The sequence below is a fragment of the Bacteroides sp. NSJ-48 genome (assembly GCF_014287405.1).
GTDB lineage: Bacteria > Bacteroidota > Bacteroidia > Bacteroidales > Bacteroidaceae > Bacteroides > Bacteroides stercoris.
This window is the reverse complement of the sequence record NZ_JACOOD010000035.1, coordinates 14,192-37,529: the sequence shown is the minus strand read 5'-3', so window position 1 is coordinate 37,529 and position 23,338 is coordinate 14,192. Positions and strand designations below refer to the sequence as shown.

Sequence of the window (23,338 nt, the reverse complement as noted above, 5' to 3'; positions counted from 1 at the left end):
TGTTTAATGCTCTTCTTTGACTTGGCGGCAGATACATTCTGCCAGATGGTCGTTGACAAAGCCTGCTGCCTGCAAATGCGCGTAGCAAATCGTGCTCCCGAAGAACTTGAATCCCCGTTTTTTCATGTCCTTGCTCATGGCATCGGATTGGGGCGATGATACAGGAATATCGCTCAATGAGTGAACGGTATTCACGATAGGCTTCCCGTCGGGGAAGAATGAAAGGGTGTAGTTATAAAAGCTGCCGAACTCCTTCTGCACGGCAAGGAACAGCCTTGCGTTCGTAATGGCCGATTTGATTTTCAGACGGTTCCGCACAATACCTTCAAACTGCATCAGACGCTCAACGTCCTCATCGGTCATTTGCGCCACTTGCCCGGCATCGAAGTTGCAAAAGGCTTTACGGTATCCCTCGCGCTTTTTGAGGATTGTGATCCAGCTCAGTCCGGCTTGGGAACTCTCCAATACAAGAAACTCAAACAGCGTCCTGTCATCGGTCACCAATCTTCCCCACTCCTCATCGTGGTACTTCACATACAGTTCATCCGTTCCGCACCAGCCGCAACGTCCGTTTATTATATCTTGCATACTTATAATATTTATACGTCAGCAAAGATAGCAAAATTCCGATTCACACCGATATGCAAAGCGTTTCTTTGGCCAACTGCGTATCCGGAAAGACAGCGCGCGCCTCATCCAGCAATACCTGCTCATCGTCATAACGGGCGGAGAAATGACCTATCAGCAGCTTCTTCACTTCCGCATCACGGGCTATTTGTGCGGCTTGCGAAGCGGTGGTATGGAACGTCTCTTTGGCACGCGGGGCGGCATCTTCGGCAAAAGTAGCCTCATGGAAAAGCAAATCCACTCCTTTTATCTGTTCCGTTATGGAAGGAAGATAAATCGTATCCGAACAATAGGCATAACGCCGCGGGGCAGCCGAGGGACGGGTGAGACGGGCATTGGGTATCACCTCTCCTTCCGGCGTAATGTAATCCGCACCGTTCTTAATACGGTTCAACTCGTACACCGGCACTTGATAGAAGTCTACCATGTCGCGCAGGATATGATTGGGGCGCGGCTTCTCGGCAAACAGAAAACCGCAGCAAGGCATGCGATGCCGCAAAGGAATGCTTGTCACCGTAAGCGAACGGTCTTCATAAATCAAGGCGGCTTCTTTCGTCTCGAACGCGTGGAAGAAGATTTTATAGGTCATCTGATGATTGAAGAATGCGAGCATCGGCGTAAGAAGTTCTTCCAATCCTTTGGGAGAGTGTATATGCAGGTCGGCTGTACGCCCCAAGAGATTAAGCGTGGATATCAGTCCCAGCAGCCCGAAACAGTGGTCGCCGTGCAGGTGGGAGATGAAGATACGGTTCAAACGCGAGAATTTGAGGCGTGACTTGCGGAATTGCAACTGTGCACCTTCTCCACAGTCTATCATAAAAAGTTTGTCACGTAAGTTCACTACCTGCGAAGTAGGAAAATGGCGGGTGGTGGGCAATGCCGAACCGGAGCCGAGAATATGTAGTTCGAATTTCTCCATGATGGTGCAAAGATAAGGGTAACATCACAGATTGCACAGATTATTGGCAAGAAATTAAGAGCCTGCCCAAAAAGAAAGGGCACTTGTGTTTGCCACAAGCACCCTTACCTTATTTATATGGAGAAGTAATTACTTCTTTCCGGCTTCCATTTGCTCTTTCAAAGCAGCCAGAGCGTCGATGTCGCCCAAAGTTGTAGAAGCAGCCTGGTTTTGGATAGAAGCAGGAGCTTCTTCTCTCTTACCGGAAGACTTCTTGGCAGCTTTCTTTTCTGCTCTTTCTTCAGCCTTGGCTACATCTTCGAAGATGCGGCTGTGAGACAGGATGATACGCTTAGCGTCCTTGTTGAACTCGATAACTTTGAATTCGAGCTTCTCGTCCAACTGAGCTTGTGAGCCGTCTTCCTTAACGAGGTGTTTCGGAGTAGCGAAACCTTCTACGCCATAAGGCAGAGCAACAACTGCACCCTTGTCCAGCATTTCGATGATAGTACCTTCGTGTACAGAACCTACTGTGAATACAGTTTCAAATACATCCCAAGGATTCTCTTCGAGTTGCTTGTGACCGAGGCTCAAACGACGGTTTTCCTTGTCGATTTCCAATACCTGTACGTCGATGTCCGCACCGATTTGAGTGAATTCTGAAGGATGTTTAACCTTCTTAGTCCAAGACAGGTCAGAGATGTGAATCAAGCCGTCAACACCTTCTTCGATTTCTACGAATACACCGAAGTTAGTGAAGTTGCGAACTTTTGCAGTGTGCTTGGAACCGATAGGATATTTCTCTTCGATAGTTTCCCAAGGATCAGCTTTCAGCTGCTTGATACCGAGAGACATCTTACGTTCTTCGCGGTCCAAAGTCAGAACTACAGCCTCTACTTCGTCACCTACCTTCATGAAGTCCTGTGCAGAACGCAAGTGTTGTGACCAAGACATTTCGGATACGTGAATCAGACCTTCAACACCCGGAGCGATTTCGATGAATGCACCGTAGTCAGCCATAACGACAACTTTACCCTTCACGTGGTCACCTACCTTCAAGTTAGGATCGAGAGCATCCCAAGGATGCGGAGTCAGCTGCTTCAAGCCGAGAGCGATACGCTTCTTCTCATCATCGAAGTCGAGGATAACGACGTTGAGCTTCTGGTCGAGTTCAACCACTTCTTTCGGATCGCTGACGCGGCCCCAAGAAAGGTCTGTGATGTGAATCAAACCGTCTACGCCACCCAAGTCGATGAATACACCGTAGGATGTGATATTCTTAACGGTACCTTCGAGAACTTGTCCTTTTTCGAGTTTACCGATGATTTCTTTCTTCTGTTGTTCCAGTTCAGCCTCGATAAGAGCCTTGTGAGATACAACGACATTCTTGAATTCCTGATTGATTTTAACAACCTTGAATTCCATAGTCTTGCCAACGAATACATCATAGTCGCGGATAGGCTTAACGTCGATTTGAGAACCCGGCAAGAATGCTTCGATACCGAATACGTCGACAATCATACCACCCTTAGTGCGGCACTTGATGTAACCCTTGATAATTTCTTCATTTTCCAAAGCAGCGTTAACGCGATCCCAAGAACGGGTAGCACGAGCTTTGCGGTGAGACAGAACCAGCTGTCCTTTCTTGTCTTCCTGGTTTTCGATGTACACTTCTACCGTATCACCTACTTTCAGGTCGGGATTGTAGCGGAATTCATTCAAAGGAATGATACCGTCTGATTTGTAACCGATGTTCACAACTACTTCACGCTTGTTCATTGCGATTACGGTTCCGTCAACTACCTCGCGGTCGTTAACTTTGTTCAGCGTGTTGTCATACGCCTTTTCCAAGTCTTCGTGACTTACGTTTGTTACGGTTTCACCGTTTTCGTAAGCATCCCAGTTGAAGTCCTCAATGGGAGCAACATTTTTTAAATTTTCCATTAATAAATAAATTGTTTAACTCGTTAATTAAGTGAGACTTTATGTTGACTCATATTAAATCGGGCGCAAAGATAGGAGTATTTTCTTGAATGACAAAAAGTTCTTTCTGAAAATATCCGGTCTTTATGCCCGATTTCTAAAGATTTACACCTTATTATATGGTAGAATTCTCCCTGACATATGCCAAAGCCGCCCCTATGGCCGTGCGGTATTCCGCATAGGGCGGAATATGGAAACGCACATGATAAATGCTTTCCATCTTCGGAAATACTTCCCGGCATTGCGGCAGTTGAGTAAGATTACCTATCAGTACAAAGTCCTTTACCGGACTGTTCAGGGCGGAAAGCACAGCCGCACCGCCGATAGTCTGGAGCACGGTATAAATGATGCCGCAGGCGATGTCTTCCGGTGAGGCGTTACTGTCGGCCTTTCCGAACAATGAAGCGGTAGCGGATACGGGCAGGTCGGGCAATGCGTTGTTACAGATATCGCCGATTTGCAGATTGACGCGGGTCACATCGCCTTTTGCCGCCAAACCGGCAACCTGATGAATGTCGTGTGTTTTGAGCAACAGCCGCGAAAGTCCCTGTAAGGTTCCGCCACCGATACCCATACCGCCGATATGCTGTATTTCATCTCCGTTGATTCTTACAAAGGAGGTGCCTGTTCCCATGCTGACAACTATCAGCCGGTCGATGTCCGTGGCATGGCGCGCCCCGAGTCCGTTGGCTATGAACTCATCCGTCTTGCGGGTGGGAAGTCCGTAAAGCGGGCTGTCCACAAACGCACTGCCCACACCGGTCAGCATCACCTGCTCCACATCGGACAAATGGATTCCGTTATCATAGATATACTTGCCGAACGCTCCGAACAGGGAAGTTACCGGGTCGGTCGCCGTTATGAACATCGGAGACTGTATCTTGCCTTTATTGAGTCCTACGATTTTAGTAGTGCTTCCACCTACGTCTATGCCTATTACAATTCCCATAGTCTTAAAATTTTGGCACAAAGATAAAGTATAAATTCTTATAATATGCCTTTCGGACCTACCTATTGAACAACTCAAACGTAAACTTAACCCCTACTTCCTGGTACTTCCAGTTTGCAAAGCTTGTAAAAACGCCGAAATCGAAGATGTGCGTACCGATGCCATACCCAAGCTCAAGATAAGGATTCAGGTGGGGAACCACCAGAGCATTCAGATACAACCGTTCATTCAATACGTATTGAGTATATTTCTTCAAGTGGCGGAGCAGCAGGAAAGGAGCCTCGTACGTAAAATGCCCGCGGATGTACTTGCGGGACGAGTTATACCAACGCCCGTCGAGCAACTGGAACACTCCGCCGATTTCATCATTCCAGCCTACGGGAAGATTGGAACGGGCCAGATTGGCGAAATCCACAAAATAAAGCTCTTTCTGATTCGTAAAAGCACCCCAGCCGAAGCGGTAGTAAATGTCACGCATCAATCCCAACGGGATGTTGTGCTGGAAGTCCACTTCAATACGTTCGTACTTTCCGGTGCTGTGCATGACGCCGCTGATACCGCGCTCCCAGTCTACGGACACGGTGGGATATTTGGAATGAAGGTTGATTTTACGGTCGCCGCTCATATAATAATACTGACCGGGAGTCCACGTCAGGCGTACACGGGGTGCAAAGCTGTTATAACTGTGACGGAACTTTTTCAGAACCGAAGGGTCGAATCCCGGATAGACGGATGACGCACCCGCAGACATCACATTCGGGGCATCGGGATAGACAAGAACGAATTTAGAACGCTCCACTTCGGTACGTCTGTGTAAGGAAAGCCCCACATCCAGAGTCAGCCCGTTGACAATCTCCCAGCTGTGGCGTATGTGCAAATACAAGTCCTTAAAATAGTCCAGGTGAATCTGGTCGAAATCAAAGATACTGTCGGGAATAGCTTTCAAATCGTCCAGCACGTCGCTGCTGTAGATACGGTTACCGTTACCCACGCTGACATGCAGGGCGGCACGCTTGCGGGGCCAATAGTCGAAATCGGAATTGACCGACCAGTAAAACTCCTTCCGTTTGAAGTTGTAACCTAACTTGGGAACGATACGCAACAGACGGTCGCCCTTAAACAGCCGGTTGTATTTAAATTCCTGACGGTAAGAGAAACCGTTGCTCTTGCTGTAGCTCAGCAGCAAAGGATTTATGAGAGGCGAACAGCGCACACTCCCCATTTTGGCAAGGTCTACTGTATACCTGCTTACCAGCGCATCGCCTATCTGCCCCCAGAACTCCAGCCGCTTGTTCTTGGGCTTTTTCTTATAGAGAAGCGTGTCACGGCGCAAGAAGAAATCCTCATACAGTTTTTTCTCATGCGAAGTCAGCGGAATAGGGCGCAACTTATTGAAGTGGGCGGTATCGCGCCGGTAAGCATTGGTATCCGTCAGCAGAGTATAAGATTCCGACAGGTCGTATTTGCTTTTTGTCCTGTTCCGCACAACAGCCGGGTCTTTCTGACTAATCTCCTTATAGTCGAGTACCGCCGTATAGCTGCCGTCGATGACATTGCCCAGCAGACAAAATGTGGCATCGATGTTGAAATGCACAGGCAAAAACTCATTAGCGCTCCCCACCTGTCCCATTCTTACCAGATTATTAAAACGCAGCATCTCGGAACGCCCGGAAAAACGAATCTCGCGCACACTCCACACATTGTCGCTGACCACCATGTATCCCCCCACGAGCTGAAAACTCTTGCTCTTCGGCATAAAACGGATACGGAACTCACGGTTGTGCGCTTCACCCATTATGGAATCTATATAATAGGTATAGAATTTCTTTGCATTGGAAGCCAGCGGAGAGAGCAGCTTATCATACAGCAAGGTGGAAGAGTAGATATTGATGTGGAAGTATTCAAGCAAACGGCCGTCCAGTTCCCAAAGTTCGGAAGAAGTGCCCACACTGGCTTTCACTTTCTGGTCGTAAATATCGGGAGCAGTATAATGCAGTTCGCTGTATGTCTCCATCATATACTCCCGGACCCCTTTCTTCATACGGAACATGGAAGGGATAAAGCGGAGCAGGTGATTTTTCTTGCGGATGTTTGCCCAGCCTTTTATATAAAGTTCCGCCTTGTACTCATCGACAACGCGCTCGTAAAAAGGCGCAAAGAAGATAACCTTGTCCATAATGGAATCCGCATAAGCCCGTTGTCCCGCATACGATTGGGGAACAGCCGTAGCACCCGCCTTCTGCAAACTTGCACACAAGAAACAGATTCCTATCCATATACATATAATATGTTTCAACCGCAATATCTTCTTATGAGGGAACAAATATAGAAAAAAAGTAATAACTTCCACCTTTATTCCATTTTCATTTTCAGAGGACGATATTTCTCCAAAAAACATTATTTTCAAGAGCACCCCTTATTTTTTAGGGGTATATCTTCAAAAAACATATAAAAAAGCAAGATTACCCCCTAAAAAGTAGGGGGTAATTCAGAAAAAACATATAATTTTGCGCCCAACAACCAATAAAAGAAGAGACTAATATGTCAAAAATGAGATTTTTTGCTTTGCAAGAGCTCGCCAATCGCCGCCCTCTTGAAGTCATCACTCCTTCAAACAAGTTGTCCGATTATTACGGCAGCCATGTTTTCGACCGTAAAAAGATGCAGGAATACCTGCCCAAAGAAGCCTACAAAGCTGTAACAGACGCCATTGAAAAAGGCACTCCCATCAACAGGGAAATGGCCGATTTAATAGCAAACGGCATGAAAAGCTGGGCAAAATCCCTGAACGTTACCCACTACACCCACTGGTTCCAACCTCTGACAGACGGTACAGCCGAAAAGCATGACGGCTTCATCGAATTCGGAGAAGACGGGGATGTCATTGAACGCTTTTCCGGAAAGCTGCTTATCCAACAGGAACCGGATGCTTCTTCTTTCCCCAACGGCGGTATCCGCAACACATTCGAGGCACGCGGATATACGGCATGGGATGTTTCTTCACCGGCTTTTGTCGTAGACACCACGCTCTGTATCCCAACAATCTTCATCTCCTACACAGGCGAGGCGCTGGACTATAAGACACCTCTGCTCAAGGCTCTTGCAGCAGTGGACAAAGCCGCAACGGATGTCTGCCAGCTTTTCGACAAGAACATAGCACGCGTATATACGAACTTGGGCTGGGAACAGGAATATTTCCTCGTCGACCTGGCGCTCTATAACGCACGTCCCGACTTATGCCTGACAGGACGTACACTCATGGGGCACTCTTCTGCCAAAGACCAGCAGTTGGAAGACCATTATTTCGGCTCTATCCCACCACGTGTCACTGCCTTTATGAAAGAACTGGAAATAGAGTGCCACAAACTGGGCATTCCCGTCAAGACGCGCCACAACGAGGTTGCCCCCAACCAGTTTGAGCTGGCCCCCATCTTCGAGAACGCCAATCTTGCCAACGACCACAACCAGCTGGTTATGGATTTGATGAAACGCATCGCACGCAAACACAACTTTGCCGTGCTGTTGCATGAAAAGCCATACAGCGGCGTGAACGGTTCGGGCAAGCACAACAACTGGTCGCTCTGCACCGATACGGGAATAAACCTTTTTGCTCCGGGAAAAAATCCGAAAGGCAACATGCTGTTCCTCACATTCCTTGTGAATGTACTGATGATGGTATACAAAAACCAGGACTTGCTCCGCGCTTCCATCGCAAGTGCTGGAAACAGCTACCGCTTAGGCGCCAATGAGGCTCCCCCTGCCATTTTATCCATATTCCTGGGCAAGCAGTTATCTTCCATCCTCGATGAGATAGCCCGTCAGGTAAGCAACAGTAAGATGACAGCCGAGGAAAAGACTACGCTAAAGTTAGGCATCGGACGTATTCCTGAGATACTGTTGGACACGACAGACCGCAACCGTACTTCTCCTTTCGCTTTCACGGGAAACCGTTTTGAGTTCCGCGCCGCCGGTTCATCAGCCAACTGTGCTGCGGCAATGATTGCCATCAATGCGGCAATGGCCAACCAACTGAACGAATTCAAAGTATCCATTGAGAAGCTCATGGAAGAGGGTGTCGGCAAGGACGAAGCCATTTTCCGCATTCTGAAAGAAACAATCATCGCCTCGGAACCCATCCGTTTTGAAGGAGACGGCTATTCCGAACAATGGAAACAGGAAGCCGCCAAACGCGGACTGACCAATATCTGCCATGTGCCGGAAGCCTTGATGCGTTATATGGACAGCCAGGCACGTTCCGTGCTCATCGGCGAACGCATCTTCAACGAAACGGAGCTGGCCTGCCGTCTTGAAGTGGAACTGGAGAAGTACACAATGAAAGTACAGATTGAAAGCCGCGTTTTAGGCGATCTTGCCATCAACCATATCGTACCGACTGCCGTTATCTACCAGAACCGTTTGCTGGAAAACCTGCGTGGACTGCGCGAAACTTTCACTCCGGAAGAGTATGAAATACTCAGCGCTGACCGCAAGGAGCTGATACGTGAAATCTCCCACCGCGTAACATCCATCAAAATGCAGGTACGTGAAATGACGGAAGCCCGCAAGGTTGCCAACCACATGGACAATTACAAAGACAAGGCCTTTGCATACGAAGAAACTGTACGCCCCTACCTGGAAAGCATCCGCGAGCATATCGACAATCTTGAAATGGAAATAGATGATGAGATATGGCCGTTGCCGAAGTACAGGGAACTGCTGTTCACCAAATAATAAATGAACGGCTTTGCTGATAAACCGACTTCAAATTATGAATGATGAACCTGCCGCATTGTCATGCCAAACGGTAATTCATCATTCATAATTTAAAATTCCTTCCCCCCTTCCTTGCACTTTTTTGACACAAATGTGTCATTTTTAATTTTTTCTTTTTACATTTGTGCTGTACAACACAGTTTTGCAGCATTTATGGTAAAAATAAATTTATCCGATATTAATGTTCCGGAGTTGATTCCCGATATATGGTCACCCCTGAATGAAGAACAGCGAGAGTTTCTTGCCAACCATTTTACGCTTCAGAATTATAAGAAGAACGAGATTATCCATTGTGAAGGCGAGACACCTACTTGCCTGATGTGTCTGCTGAATGGAAAAGTCAAAATCTATAAAGACGGAGTGGGCGGAAGAAGCCAGATTATCCGTATGATCAAGCCCACTGAGTATTTCGGATACCGCCCTTATTTTGCCAAAGCGGATTATGTAACCGCTGCCTGTGCATTTGAACCGTCATTGGTCTGTCTGATACCCATGACTGCCATAATGACATTACTATCGCAAAACAATGAACTGGCGATGTTCTTTATCAGACGACTGTCCATTGACCTCGGTATCGCCGACGAGCGTACGGTTAACCTTACCCAAAAGCATATCCGCGGCCGTCTGGCAGAATCGCTTATTTTCCTCAAAGAAAGCTATGGCTTGGAAGAGGACGGTTCTACTTTAAGTATCTACCTGTCCCGTGAAGATTTAGCCAACCTTTCCAATATGACAACATCCAATGCCATCCGTACCCTTTCACAATTTGCTGCGGAACGCCTGATTACCATTGACGGAAGAAAAATCAAAATTATCGATGAGGAAAAACTGAAGAAGATAAGTAAGATAGGATAAACTTCTAAAATTAAAAATTGAGAATTGAGAATAAAAAAATAGGGCTGCGCAATACAAGTGTTGTATAACAAACACCGCGCAGCCCTATTTTTTTATTCTCAATTTTTAATTTAACAAGAATCTTTCCGCCTCAATCGCTGCCATACATCCTGTAGCTGCCGCTGTGATGGCCTGACGGTAATGAGGGTCGGCAACATCTCCCGCTGCAAACACTCCGGGAACCTTTGTACGGGGAGTACCGGGTTCTGTCAGTATATAGCCGGTTTCGTCAGTGTCCACATACGGTTTGAAAATATCGGAATTAGGCTTGTGGCCGATAGCCAGGAAAAAGCCGTCGATAGCCAGGTCATAACGCTGTTCGTCCGCTTCACCCATACGCTTCACCAAGTGTACGCCTTCCACACCGTTATCTCCATATAATCCCACCGCATTGTGTTCAAACAAAACTTCAATTTTCTCATTCTCCATTACACGCTTCTGCATAATCTTGGAAGCACGCAAGAACGGTTTACGCACAATCAGGTACACTTTGCTTGCCAGACCCGCCAGATAAGAGGCTTCCTCACAAGCCGTATCGCCGCCGCCAACTACCGCTACGACTTTCTTGCGATAGAAGAAACCGTCACAGGTAGCACAGGCGCTGACACCCATACCGGCATATTTCTTCTCGTCTTCCAGTCCTAAATACTTGGCAGCAGCACCGGTAGCAATAATAACGGTTTGCGCTTCAATGACCTTTTCTTCATCAATGGTTATCTTATAGGGAGACTTACTCAAATCGGCAGCCGTAGCCACGCCGAAACGCAAGTCCGCACCGAAGCGTTCAGCCTGTTTGCGCAAATCCTCCATCATCTGCGTACCGCTGATGCCTTCCGGATAACCGGGAAAATTCTCGATATCGGTGGTGGTGGTCAACTGTCCGCCGGGTTGAAGCCCCTCATAAAGCACCGGAGAAAGATTGGCACGTGCAGCATAGATAGCTGCGGTATATCCGGCAGGACCGGAACCTATAATTAAACACTTTACTTTTTCTGCTTCCATATTATTCTTTTTTATTAGTAACGTTTATCATCTTAAATCAACCAATTCCGCTGTAGGATATGCTTTCCTGTCAAACACAAAAAGGCTGTCATCATAGTTCTTGCCCGTCTGATAGGAATTTATGAACACTACTGCCGCATCTTTGCTGCCCCGCTGAACCATACTCAGTTTTAACGGGCGGAACGAACCTTTTTCTATATACAGGATAATACATTGCATATCCTGACTGCGTTTGGTAGCGTTCATCACCACTTTATACGCCGTATCATCCGAAGCATTGCCGGTTTTAGCCACTTTCAGCTTATAATCCTGCTTATAAAGCGACAACCACGAATAAGGATTGATGCTCTGCAACTCTTCGGGAGTGGGTTCGGAAACATTAACCTCATCGCTCGAAGCAAGATAACTCCACTGTGTGCGTCCGTCGAACCATGTCGTCACTCCTTCCGTCTCCAGCAGAAATTTATCGCCTTTCAAACGGATGGAACCGTTCGTATTGCCTTCAGGCGCACGGACGGAGAAAGTGATTTTGACCCCACCTTCCCTGCGGAAAGCATCTGCCGCACGGTCAAGTATATCTCTGGCATCCGGCTGCTGTGCAACCGTAGGGATAGTCAGGAAAAGCATCCAGACTGTGAATAAAAGACTGTTGATTTTCATGTACTTCAAACGTTGATTTGTTACAAATTGTTCAAACGCGTTTCCAAGTCCGTTATATCCACGCAGAACACCTCACGCGCTTTACTGCCTTGTGCCGGGCCTACAATCCCGGCTTTCTCCAACTGGTCCATAATACGCCCCGCACGGTTATAACCGATGGCAAATTTACGCTGGATAAGCGAAGTGGAACCTTGCTGCTGATACACTATCAGCCGGGCGGCATCTTCAAACAGCGGGTCAAGACGTCCCATATCCACATCGCCCAAATCGCCGTTTGCATTTTCATCCACATACTCAGGCAGGTAGAATGCAGTGGGATACCCCTGCTGACGGGCTATGAATTTCGTTATCTCCGCCACTTCCGGCGTATCGATAAACGCGCACTGCACACGAACCGGGTCCGCACCTTGCAGGAACAGCATATCGCCGCGACCGATCAACTGGTTGGCTCCCGGCCGGTCGAGGATGGTACGGGAGTCCACCATAGCCGACACCCGGAAAGCGATACGTGCCGGGAAGTTGGCCTTAATCGTACCCGTAATGATATTCGTCGTAGGACGCTGGGTAGCGATAATCATGTGTATACCTACGGCACGCGCCAACTGGGCGATACGGGCAATAGGCAGTTCCACATCCTTACCGGCTGTCATAATCAAATCGCCGAACTCATCAATCACCACCACGATATACGGCATGAACTTATGTCCCTTTTCCGGATTCAGGCGGCGGTTGATAAACTTCTCGTTGTATTCTTTGATATTACGCACATGTGCAGCTTTCAGCAGGTCGTAACGGGTGTCCATTTCGATACAGATAGAGTTCAGAGTCTGTACAACCTTGGTAACATCCGTTATAATGGCATCCTCACCGTCGGGCAGCTTGGCAAGGAAATGATGTTCTATCACCGAATAGATACTGAACTCCACTTTCTTCGGGTCCACCAGCACGAACTTCAGTTCCGCGGGATGCTTCTTATAGAGCAGGGAAGTAATGATGGCATTCAACCCGACAGACTTACCCTGACCGGTAGCACCCGCCACGAGCACGTGGGGCATTTTACACAAATCCACCATAAAGACCTCATTGGTAATGGTCTTACCCAATGCAATAGGCAGGTCGTACGTAGACTCCTGAAACTTCTTACTGCCGATGATGCTCTGGCCCGAGACAATCTTCGGATTGGAATTAGGCACTTCAATACCGATTGTTCCCTTTCCCGGTATCGGAGCAATGATACGGATGCCCAGCGCGGAAAGGCTGAGTGCGATATCATCTTCCAAACCGCGTATCTTGGAGATACGGACACCCTGTTCCGGCGTAATCTCATACAGCGTCACCGTAGGGCCCACCGTAGCTTTAATGGTACTGATTTCGATACCGAAGCTGCGCAGCGTATTGATAATCTTATCCTTATTGGCATTCTGCTCTGCCATATCGATGGTCGGTTCGGCATTGTCATAATGCTTCATCAGGTCAATGGTCGGATAATGATAGTTTTCCAAGTCAAGACAAGGATTATACGGCTCTATTTCCGGACCGCGATACTCTTCATCCTCCACTGTCTCCACCTCAAAGACAGGACCTTTTTCCTCTTGCCGTCCCGATGCCGGAATGGCAGAAACGGTATCGGACGGCGGAGTCTCAATCGTCATAAGCACTTCGTCTTCTTCTTTTTCTTTGGCAAGTGAGGCTTTATGCGTTGCGGCATCTCCCAGGTCGAGCATTATCTCATGAGCATCCTCATCCTTCTCTTCTTTTCCGGCTTCTTCCGGAGCCTTCGTTTCTTCTTCTCTTCCCGCATCAGAAGCCGTTTCCGCCATTACCGGCGACTTCTTCCCCTTTACAGTCCAGGAATCTGTAAACTCTTCCGGAGCTTCACCGGATTTGCGTTCCGCCTTTTCTTTATGTTTCAGGAAACTGAGACTGAAAAGTTTTCTCAACCAGATAACGGTACGTGCACTCAGATAAATAAGGAAGCATATGGCAGTAACCAACAGTATCATCCACAATCCCGGCACTCCCACTTGAGATACCAGCCAGTTGCTGACATTATATCCGTGCATGCCGCCCAGATAGAGGAAAGAGTCCTTATATTGGTCCACAAACACGAACCCGAAGAATATCGAGAACCAAATCAGCAGCAGGGAGCATCCTATGAACCACTTCCACAAACGTACCACGCGGACACGCATCAGCTTTAATCCGGCTACAGCCAGAAACACCAAGATGAAAAAGGAAGAGATGCCGAAGCAATCGTTTATCAAATAACTGGCAAGCTGCGCCCCACGCGAACCGGCATAGTTCTTCACGCCGTTATGCGTGGAAATCAGTTCCTGCGCATTACCCGAATCTATAATGCTCTGGTCTGCCGCCCCCGTAAAGAAGAAAGACGAAAAGGCCAGCAGCAGATAAACCGAAAAGATTACCAGTATCAGACCGGCAACAAAATGAACGGTTTCATTCTTTAAGACAGCAGCTGCCTTTCCGAAAAAAGAGATAGAGTGTTCCGTATCTTTGGTTGTATTTTTTTTGACCATAATGTATTCTGCTAATATCCGTACAATGACGCAAAAGTAACAAAAAAAAGCTTATGCAGTAATGCTTTCAAACCTTTTTCGTACCTTTGCGTTTCAAATCAAGAAGATATGAAAAAAGAAAGTCAAGTGATATTCGACCGCAATGTCGTGGAATTCGTAACCGTAGCTGCCGAGTTCTGCAAGTTTCTGGAACAGACGGAAACCATGAAGCGTTCCGTCTTCGTCGATACATCCTTAAAGATACTTCCCCTGCTTTATCTCAAGGCATCCATGCTTCCCAAATGCGAAACGATAGGCGATGAAGCCCTCGAAACATTCGTAACAGAGGAAACTTACGAAATACTCCGCATGAACCTGGCCGGTATTCTTGCCGAAAAGGACGATTACCTGGATGTATTTGTATCGGATATGAAGTACAGCGACCAGCCCATCACCAAAAACATTTCCGAGGACTTGGCCGACATCTATCAGGACATCAGAGACTTTATTTTCGTATTCCAGCTGGGACTCAACGAGACGATGAACGATTCACTCGCCGCCTGCCAGGAACACTTTGCCCTATACTGGGGCCAAAAGCTGGTGAACACCCTGCGTGCCCTGCACGATGTGAAGTACAACCAACCGGATGAGGAAGAGGAAAACGAGGAAGCGGAGGAAGATGAATAAACTTTAAGCTATGATTATCAGAAGAAGTATAAATAAAGAAGAAGTAAAGGACATGCCGAAAGCCGTCTTCCCCGGACAGATACATGTTGTCCAGACTCCTCAAGAGGCAGAGCGTGCTGTGGCTTATCTGAAAAAATGCTCCATACTGGGTATCGACAGCGAAACGCGTCCGTCATTCACCAAAGGGCAGTCGCATAAGGTGGCTTTATTGCAGATTTCGTCGGAAGAGCATTGTTTCCTTTTCCGCCTCAACCTCACCGGACTCACCCTTCCGGTTATCACGTTGCTCGAAACCCCCGCCGTAACCAAAGTCGGTCTCTCCCTGCGCGATGACTTCATGATGCTGCACAAACGTGCTCCGTTTGAACAGCGCGGCTGCATCGAGCTGCAGGAATATGTCCGCACGTTCGGCATTCAGGACAGAAGCCTTCAAAAGATATATGCCATCCTTTTCGGAGAAAAGATTTCAAAGAGCCAGCGCCTGTCCAACTGGGAAGCCGATGTGCTGACACCGTCCCAACAACAATACGCAGCTACCGACGCATGGGCCTGCCTGAACATATACAACCGGCTGCAGGAGCTGAAGCGTACCGGTGATTTTGAACTGGCAATCGAAGAAAGTTGCCACACAACCACATTATAACGTTACCACATCTTAATTATAATTATGTATAAAGTATATCTAAAGCCAGGTAAGGAAGAATCATTAAAACGTTTTCACCCCTGGGTGTTTTCAGGTGCCATCGCACATTTCGACGGAGAGCCGGAGGAAGGGGAAGTTGTTGAAATCTATACATCCAAGAAAGAGTTCATAGCCAAAGGACATTTCCAAATCGGCAGCATTGCCGTCCGTGTACTCAGCTTCTGCCGGGACGAGGCTATCGATGCCGGCTTCTGGAAACGCAAACTCAGCATAGCTTACGATATGCGGCGCAGCATCGGCATAGCCGGAAATCCCACCAACAACACTTACCGTCTGGTACACGGCGAGGGCGACAACCTGACGGGGCTCGTGATTGACATCTATGCCCGCACAGCCGTGATGCAGGCACATTCCGCCGGTATGCACCTCGACCGCATGGCGATAGCCGATGCACTGACCGAGGTGATGGGCGACCAAATAGACAATATATACTATAAATCCGAGACGACACTCCCCTTCAAAGCCGACCTCTATCCTGAAAACGGTTTCCTGAAAGGGGGAAGCACGGATAACATCGCCATGGAATACGGTCTGAAATTCCATATCGACTGGCTGAAAGGCCAGAAAACCGGTTTCTTTGTAGACCAGCGCGAGAACCGTTCACTGCTGGAACGCTATGCCAACGGCCGCAGTGTGCTGAACATGTTCTGCTATACCGGCGGGTTTTCGGTTTACGCCATGCGAGGCAATGCCACACTGGTACATTCCGTAGACAGCTCGGCCAAGGCCATCGACCTGACCAACAAAAATATCGAATTGAACTTTCCCGGCGACAACCGTCATGCAGCCTATGCAGAGGATGCCTTTAAATACCTTGACCGCATGGGCGACCAATACGACCTTATCATTCTGGACCCGCCGGCATTTGCCAAGCACCGCGATGCCCTGCGCAACGCCCTGCAAGGCTATCGGAAACTCAACGTCAAAGCTTTCGAGAAAATCAAACCGGGAGGCATACTTTTCACATTCTCCTGTTCGCAGGCCGTCAGCAAAGAGAATTTCCGTACTGCCGTATTCACCGCCGCTGCCATGTCCGGCCGCAGCGTACGTATCCTGCACCAACTGACGCAGCCCGCCGACCACCCGGTAAGCATCTATCACCCCGAAGGCGAATACCTGAAAGGACTTGTGCTATACGTGGAATAAACAGGGACCGGCTTCTGTACAGGAAGGACAGAAAAAGCCTCCTATATGCTAAACATTGTTAATATACAAAAGAAAACAAGCAAAACATTATGTTTTATAACATAAATCCCTTTATCTTTGCACCGTGTTTTTCATGGTATTAGATTTAAGGTTAATAAAGATTGGCTGTCTGGGATAGATAGCCTTCTTTTTTTTATACCTCCCGCCTTCCCTTTTTTTGATGCTTTATACATCGCCTTTTCCGATAATTTGTCTACATTTGCGTTTTATTAATTAGTTCAACTTCGAAAGACACGTTAATTTATAGAAAGCATTATGAGCATCAAGATTCGCTTAATCATTATGAATTTCCTACAGTTTGCCGTGTGGGGAGCATACCTCACATCAATGGGCAGTTACCTGGTAAACGTAGGCCTGCACGAGCACATCGGTATGTTTTACGCCATGCAGGGAATCGTATCGTTGTTTATGCCTGCCGTTCTCGGCATCATTGCCGACCGCTGGATACCGGCACAAAAGCTGTTAAGCTTCAGTCACTTCACCGCAGCCCTGTTCATGGCCGCAGCCGGATACTACGGCATGACGAAAGGTGCGGACGTGGATTTCGGAACCCTGTTCACACTTTACTCGCTAAGCGTTGCTTTCTATATGCCTACATTGGCATTGTCGAACTCCGTGGCCTACACCGCACTCGACAAAGCCGGACTGGATACCATCAGGACATTCCCTCCCATACGTATTTTCGGCACAATCGGATTTATCTGCTCCATGTGGGTGGTGGACCTGCTCGGACTACAAAATAATTACGGGCAGTTCTTTGCCTGCGCCATCATCGGAGTAGCGTATGGCGTATATGCGCTGACCCTGCCGGAATGCCCCACCAGCAAGGGCGACAATGCCAAATCATTGGTAGAGGCACTGGGCTTACGCGCCTTTACGCTATTCAAGCAGAAGAAAATGGCTGTTTTCTTCATTTTCTCCATGCTGCTGGGCGTTTCCTTGCAGATTACCAACGGATTTGCCAATCCCTACATCAGCAGTTTCGGCAGTATTCCCGAATATGCCGGCACTTTCGGAGTGCAACATGCCAACATCCTGATTTCGCTGTCGCAAATATCCGAAACACTCTGCATCCTGCTGATACCTTTCTTCCTGAAACGCTTCGGCATCAAGCAGGTGATGCTGATTGCCATGCTGGCATGGGTATTGCGCTTCGGGCTCTTCGGCATGGGCAATCCCGGAAGCGGCGTATGGATGTTTGTACTTTCCATGATTGTGTACGGTGTGGCATTCGATTTCTTCAACATATCCGGTTCGCTGTTTGTTGACAGAGAGACCGACCGGGGCATCCGTTCCAGCGCACAGGGACTGTTCGTTATCATGACAAACGGTTTCGGTGCCACTATCGGCACACTGGGTGCACAGGCGGTAGTGAATCACTTTGTAGATTTCAACAGCAATGTCCCGCAGATAGCGCAATGGCAATCGGCATGGTACGTATTTGCAATCTACGCGCTGACCGTAGCAGTGGTGTTTGCCATCGTATTCAAGTACAAACACCATCCGGAAGATTTAAAGTAACTACAGCCGATGAACAAAAAAAAGATTGAGCTGCAAGTATTGAATATCTCAAACAGCCAGGCACAGGCCGGCGCTTATGCCATGGTGTTGGGCGAGATAAACGGCATGCGGCAACTGCCGGTTATCATAGGCAGTGCCGAGGCACAATCCATGATGATTGAAATGAGAGGCATCGTTCCTCCCCGGCCGCTGACGCATACGCTGTTTGCCTCAGTTCTCAAGGTACTGGGAGCAACCCTGCTGCGCGTGCTTATTTACAAAGTGGACAACGGCGTTTTCTATTCTTACCTCTATATGAAAACGGAAGAGACCATCCTGCGCATCGACGCGCGTACCAGCGATGCCGTGGCCCTCGCCTTGCGCATGGATGCCCCCATTTTCATATACGATGATATTTTAGAAGCCGAATGCCTGAAAACAGAGCACAGCATCACTCCCACCCAACAGACGGATGATGCCGCCGCAGATGCCGCTACACGGAAAAAGACCCTGAAACAATTAAAGGAAGCCCTTCAAAACGCCATAGACGAGGAAGACTACGAACGGGCTGCACAACTAAGGGATATTATCAACCAGCATAAGAAACCATAAACAATCATGCACGTATTCTACACCCCCGACATACAATCGCAAGCCGAGCTGCCCGAAGAAGAAGCCGCTCATGCAGTCCGCGTACTGCGGCTGCAAACAGGCGACGAGGTAACACTGACCGACGGCAAAGGCAACTTCTACCGTGCGGAAATCAGTACCGCCACAACCAAACGTTGCCTTGTCAACATACTCGAAACCATCCCCCAAGCGCCTTTATGGAGCGGGCACCTGCACATTGCAATGGCTCCCACCAAGAATATGGACCGCACGGAATGGTTTGCAGAGAAAGCCACCGAAATAGGCTTTGACGAACTGACTTTTCTGAACTGCCGTTTTTCCGAACGTAAAGTAATCAAAACGGAGCGCATTGCCAAGATATTGGTATCCGCCATCAAGCAGTCGCTGAAAGCACGCCTGCCCCGCCTGAACGAGATGACCGACTTCAACCGGTTCATCAGCCAGCCTTTCGAAGGCCGCAAATTCATCGCGCATTGTTACGAAGGAGAAAAACCTTTATTGAAAGACGTTGTCCGTAAAGGAGAAGATGCGCTGGTGCTTATCGGACCGGAAGGCGACTTCAGTGAAGAAGAGGTGAAACAGGCCATTGAAAACGGATTCGAGCCCATCAGCCTCGGCCGTTCCCGACTGCGCACTGAAACGGCGGCACTCGTAGCCTGCCACATATTGAATCTACAAAACCAATAATACGATATGAGAAAGAGTATTTCCTTCTATTTGCTGCCGGTTTTATTAACAGTGCTATGCCTGAGCTCATGCAGCGAAACCGGGCAAAAAACAGAATACACGCATGTAATCCCCGCCAATGCCACAGAAGTGGCGGCACTCGACCTAAAAAGCATCGTCGATAAAGCCGGATTGAATACCTCAGACAGCCAGGCCACCTTGCAGAAGTTCCTGGGGCTGCTCCTTGAAGGCGGGAGCGCCAACCTGAAAAAAGAAGCGGAAACTCTTTTGAAAGACCCTGCCGAAAGCGGGATAGACTGGAACGCTCCGCTCTACGTATTCGAAGCCCCTACGCTGCACAACACGGCAATCACCCTGAAAATTGCCGATTTAAAGAAGTTCGAAGCCATGCTCCGGCTATTCGCTCAGGAACAGTTGTGCACCGCTCCGGTCGAGGCCGGCGGTTACCGGAGCGTTGAAATAAAAGACGCAGGAGTACTGCTTGCCTACAACGACGGCACTCTGCTGGGAGTCTACGGCGGCAGTACGGAACAGTTGAAGAAGCTGCAACCAGCCATCACCGCCCTCATGCAACAACCTGCCGACAAAAGCATCCGCACCGGCAAATACTTCACCCCGATGATGCAGCAAAAAGGAGACATACGCCTGCTGGCAACTCCCGATGCTCTCCCCATGGACGTTCGCGGTGTACTGACCTGGCCGCACGGCACGCAACTGTTGGGTTATGTCCTGTTTGAAAACGGACGTATATACGCTACCCTGCAAAACGCCGATTTCAAAGGAAATACCAAAGAAAGCAACCAGCCTTTCCACCCTCAAAATTCGCGGGAGCTGCAACAGGCCATGCTGAACATGATGCACGGACGAGCCTTCAACATTTCATTGACCAGCAACGAATTGCTTACTTTAAGCAACCTGCGGGTGCTTATGGAATACGCGCCGGACGAACCGGAAGTCAGTATCCTCTATCAGCTGATTATGAAAATAGAAGAGCTGAACCTGCGGGGAGACAAGAACCGGACCAACTTTACGGTCGTTCTGAACGAAAAGAACGAGAATGCCCTGAAGCAGCTTACCGACTTTGCCAAGTTGTTCATTGGGATGTAACCGGCAGCCGGTATTCAGCGATTCATATTCAGCACGCAATGCGTAATTTGTAAATCATAAGTAATGGACCACATTCATTTACAGCATACCCTGCCCCAGGTCTTTGCCGGCCGTGACACCGTCATTTCACAGGTGTGGCATCAGGACATCGTGTTCGACAAAGGAAAGCGCTATCTGATAGAGGCTTCCTCCGGCACCGGAAAATCCTCCCTGTGCAGCTATATCTACGGGTATCGGCGCGACTACCAGGGCATCATCAGTTTCGACGGACGCAACATCCGCTCATTCTCCGTCAGCGAATGGGCAGATGTAAGGAAACACTCGCTCAGCATCCTTTTCCAGGAACTGCGTATCTTCCCCGAGCTGACTGCCCTTGAGAACGTCTTGTTAAAGAACCGCCTGACCAACCATAAGAAGAAAAAAGAAATTCTCGCCCTTTTCGAAGCAACCGGCATTCCCGACAAAACCGACGAAAGAGCCGGCAAGCTTTCCTTCGGGCAGCAGCAACGCGTCGCTTTTATCCGCAGCCTTTGCCAGCCATTCGACTTTATCTTCCTGGACGAGCCCATCAGCCACCTGGACAATGACAACAGTGCCATAATGAGCCGGTTGCTCATGGAAGAGGCGGGCAAGCAGGGAGCAGGAATTATTGTCACATCCATCGGGAAGCACTTGGAGCTCGAATACGATGAAACCTTCCGCCTATAACGCATAAACCATTATCCGCACCATGAACAGACTTGTTTGGAAACTTCTCCGCCAACATATCAGTATAGGTCAGTTGACCGGCTTTTTCCTCGCCAACCTCTTCGGCATGCTGATTGTATTACTGAGCGTACAATTCTACCGGGATGTACTCCCCGTTTTCACGCAGGGAGACAGCTTCATGAAAAAGAATTATATCATCGCCACAAAGAAAATCAGCGCACTCGGCAGTTTTACCGGAAGAAGCAACACCTTCTCCCCCAAGGAAATCGAAGAGATGAAAGAACAGTTTTTCACCGAAAGCGTGGGCGCCTTCACCCCTTCCTTGTTTAAAGTATCCGCAGGCTTAGGCATGCAGGAAGCCGGAATACATCTTTCCACCGAAATGTTTTTCGAGTCCGTACCCGACGAATATGTAGATGTCAGCCTGGATAACTGGCATTTTGACGAGTCCGCCCAAGTCATTCCCATCATCATTCCCCGCAATTACCTGAATCTGTACAACTTCGGATTTGCACAAAGCCGTAACCTGCCGAAACTCTCCGAAGGCCTCATGAGCCTGATACAGATGGACATCATGCTACGGGGCAACGGACGTGCAGAGCAGTTCAAAGGTAAGATTGTAGGGTTCTCCAATCGCCTGAATACAATACTTGTTCCCCAAGCATTCATGGACTGGGCAAACCAACATTTTGCCCCCGGCAAAGAAGCCCGGCCTTCCCGCCTCATCGTCGAGGTGAAGAACCCTGCCGACACAGCCGTCAGCGACTATTTCCAACAGCAGCACTACGAATCCGAAGGCGATGGGCTAGATGCCGGAAAAACGACGCATTTCCTGCGCCTCATCACCGGTATCGTCATGGGAGTAGGATTATTCATCAGCATTTTATCCTTTTATATCCTGATGTTAAGCATCTTCCTGCTGTTGCAAAAGAATACCGTAAAATTGGAAAACCTGCTTCTGATAGGCTATAGTCCCAATCGTGTGGCGCTTCCCTACAATATCCTGACCTGTGGCTTGAATCTGGCGGTACTAATATTGTCTGTCGGCGGAGTGGCATGGGTGCGCAGTTACTATACGGAAATTATCGGCGCGCTCTTTCCGCAACTGGAGACGGGGACATTGCTCCCATGCTGGACAGCAGGTTGCCTGCTATGCCTCGCAGTATCTTCATTGAATATTGTAATGATACGCAGAAAAATCATGAGTATTTGGAAAGGAAGATAAGCGAACCGGTGACTTATATTGCAGGTGCAGCTATCTCTCAGACTTCACCAAGTACGCATCAAAGCAGACTGAAAGCAAGCAATCCCCTCTTGTTTTGAGATTTATCCCTCGTGCCTACCCCTGAAACAACCGGAAATAATCAGAAAACAAACCGTTGAAAACCCCGCTTTCCCTCATGGATTTTATGCCTTTATAAGGTGTAAAACTTCGTTTTGCAGTTGCGGGCCGAAGAGCCTGCATATGCGGGCCCGACAGCCCGCAACCGGCAACCGCCGGGCCTGCAACTGCAAAACGGGGTTTTACCATAAGCATAACGGTATTTTGCAGGGTCCGGACAAACAAAAACAACGAAGCAAAGCGTTGTTTATCTTCCGGCTTTCCCCGAACAGCCCGTGGAGAATATCCGAATTTACACGCAAGAATTACAGCGGAATTACGGGACTTATGCAGAACAATACGCTGGATGACCTCAATTTGCCGATGGAAAAAGGTATTTTAACAATATTGAAATTAAGGGCGTACAAGGCAGATGTAAAAGCTGTTAATCAACGCATTACGGAATAAAAAGCAACGAAATATACCC

The 23,338-nt window shown here is 48.4% G+C and carries 20 protein-coding genes; 12 read left to right on the top strand and 8 right to left on the bottom strand.

The features are described from left to right. Positions 1–3: 3 nt before the first annotated feature. From H8S52_RS14695 to H8S52_RS14675, 5 genes are all read right to left on the bottom strand, one after another. The gene (locus H8S52_RS14695; protein ID WP_186910108.1) at positions 4–588 is read right to left on the bottom strand and encodes a DNA-3-methyladenine glycosylase I; all 585 of its coding nucleotides are present in this window, start codon (positions 586–588) and stop codon (positions 4–6) included. A 43-nt stretch (positions 589–631) separates the two neighbouring features. Continuing rightward, a complete protein-coding gene (locus tag H8S52_RS14690) occupies positions 632–1,546 on the bottom strand; it encodes a ribonuclease Z (protein WP_186910107.1) in 915 nt (304 codons plus the stop codon). Between the two features lie 129 nt (positions 1,547–1,675). Next, positions 1,676–3,469, bottom strand: a complete 1,794-nt coding sequence (gene rpsA / locus H8S52_RS14685) for a 30S ribosomal protein S1 (RefSeq protein ID WP_016661486.1) — start codon at positions 3,467–3,469, stop codon at positions 1,676–1,678. A gap of 154 nt (positions 3,470–3,623) precedes the next feature. Further along, a complete protein-coding gene (gene coaW / locus H8S52_RS14680) occupies positions 3,624–4,457 on the bottom strand; it encodes a type II pantothenate kinase (RefSeq protein WP_117906631.1) in 834 nt (277 codons plus the stop codon). Between the two features lie 58 nt (positions 4,458–4,515). Beyond that, positions 4,516–6,855, bottom strand: coding sequence for a DUF5686 family protein (locus H8S52_RS14675; protein WP_225982388.1), 2,340 nt, complete (start codon positions 6,853–6,855; stop codon positions 4,516–4,518). Between the two features lie 143 nt (positions 6,856–6,998). Here H8S52_RS14675 and H8S52_RS14670 point away from each other — a divergent pair, with 143 nt between their 5' ends. Both H8S52_RS14670 and H8S52_RS14665 read left to right on the top strand, forming a co-directional pair. Next, complete coding sequence (locus tag H8S52_RS14670) at positions 6,999–9,188, top strand: glutamine synthetase III (RefSeq protein ID WP_117906630.1); 2,190 nt, start codon at positions 6,999–7,001, stop codon at positions 9,186–9,188. Between the two features lie 195 nt (positions 9,189–9,383). After that, positions 9,384–10,085, top strand: a complete 702-nt coding sequence (locus tag H8S52_RS14665; RefSeq protein ID WP_005657842.1) for a Crp/Fnr family transcriptional regulator — start codon at positions 9,384–9,386, stop codon at positions 10,083–10,085. Between the two features lie 105 nt (positions 10,086–10,190). On the opposite strand, the gene trxB is transcribed toward H8S52_RS14665, so the two are convergent. Genes trxB through H8S52_RS14650 form a run of 3 tightly spaced genes read right to left on the bottom strand, consistent with a single transcriptional unit; the run spans position 10,191 to position 14,323 of the window. After that, on the bottom strand, positions 10,191–11,126 hold the full coding sequence (gene trxB / locus H8S52_RS14660; protein ID WP_022104977.1) for a thioredoxin-disulfide reductase: 936 nt from the start codon (positions 11,124–11,126) through the stop codon (positions 10,191–10,193). A gap of 27 nt (positions 11,127–11,153) precedes the next feature. After that, positions 11,154–11,786 carry a LolA-like putative outer membrane lipoprotein chaperone gene (locus H8S52_RS14655; protein WP_005657845.1) on the bottom strand — a complete coding sequence of 211 codons (633 nt, stop codon included), beginning with the start codon at positions 11,784–11,786 and terminating at the stop codon, positions 11,154–11,156. Between the two features lie 20 nt (positions 11,787–11,806). Next, positions 11,807–14,323 carry a DNA translocase FtsK gene (locus H8S52_RS14650; RefSeq protein ID WP_005657847.1) on the bottom strand — a complete coding sequence of 839 codons (2,517 nt, stop codon included), beginning with the start codon at positions 14,321–14,323 and terminating at the stop codon, positions 11,807–11,809. A 108-nt stretch (positions 14,324–14,431) separates the two neighbouring features. On the opposite strand from H8S52_RS14650, the gene H8S52_RS14645 reads away from it, so the two are divergent. The 10 genes from H8S52_RS14645 (at position 14,432) to H8S52_RS14600 (ending at position 23,319) form a co-directional block, all read left to right on the top strand. Continuing rightward, on the top strand, positions 14,432–14,989 hold the full coding sequence (locus H8S52_RS14645) for a DUF5063 domain-containing protein (RefSeq protein WP_005657849.1): 558 nt from the start codon (positions 14,432–14,434) through the stop codon (positions 14,987–14,989). A 10-nt stretch (positions 14,990–14,999) separates the two neighbouring features. Then, positions 15,000–15,632, top strand: a complete 633-nt coding sequence (locus H8S52_RS14640) for a 3'-5' exonuclease (protein WP_005657850.1) — start codon at positions 15,000–15,002, stop codon at positions 15,630–15,632. A gap of 24 nt (positions 15,633–15,656) precedes the next feature. Next, positions 15,657–16,838 carry a class I SAM-dependent rRNA methyltransferase gene (locus tag H8S52_RS14635; RefSeq protein WP_186910106.1) on the top strand — a complete coding sequence of 394 codons (1,182 nt, stop codon included), beginning with the start codon at positions 15,657–15,659 and terminating at the stop codon, positions 16,836–16,838. A gap of 315 nt (positions 16,839–17,153) precedes the next feature. After that, positions 17,154–18,419 carry an MFS transporter gene (locus H8S52_RS14630; RefSeq protein WP_118086453.1) on the top strand — a complete coding sequence of 422 codons (1,266 nt, stop codon included), beginning with the start codon at positions 17,154–17,156 and terminating at the stop codon, positions 18,417–18,419. Positions 18,420–18,428: 9 nt separating this feature from the next. Beyond that, on the top strand, positions 18,429–19,010 hold the full coding sequence (locus tag H8S52_RS14625; protein ID WP_117906625.1) for a bifunctional nuclease family protein: 582 nt from the start codon (positions 18,429–18,431) through the stop codon (positions 19,008–19,010). 6 nt (positions 19,011–19,016) lie between these two features. Further along, entirely contained in the window at positions 19,017–19,715 is a 699-nt protein-coding gene (locus H8S52_RS14620) for a 16S rRNA (uracil(1498)-N(3))-methyltransferase (RefSeq protein WP_118939528.1), read from the top strand. A 6-nt stretch (positions 19,716–19,721) separates the two neighbouring features. Further along, positions 19,722–20,822, top strand: a complete 1,101-nt coding sequence (locus H8S52_RS14615; protein ID WP_186910105.1) for a DUF4836 family protein — start codon at positions 19,722–19,724, stop codon at positions 20,820–20,822. 63 nt (positions 20,823–20,885) lie between these two features. Next, complete coding sequence (locus tag H8S52_RS14610) at positions 20,886–21,530, top strand: ATP-binding cassette domain-containing protein (RefSeq protein ID WP_117906623.1); 645 nt, start codon at positions 20,886–20,888, stop codon at positions 21,528–21,530. A gap of 22 nt (positions 21,531–21,552) precedes the next feature. Then, positions 21,553–22,755, top strand: a complete 1,203-nt coding sequence (locus H8S52_RS14605; protein ID WP_186910104.1) for an ABC transporter permease — start codon at positions 21,553–21,555, stop codon at positions 22,753–22,755. 240 nt (positions 22,756–22,995) lie between these two features. Next, positions 22,996–23,319, top strand: a complete 324-nt coding sequence (locus H8S52_RS14600; RefSeq protein WP_186910103.1) for a hypothetical protein — start codon at positions 22,996–22,998, stop codon at positions 23,317–23,319. The last annotated feature ends 19 nt before the right edge of the window (positions 23,320–23,338 follow it).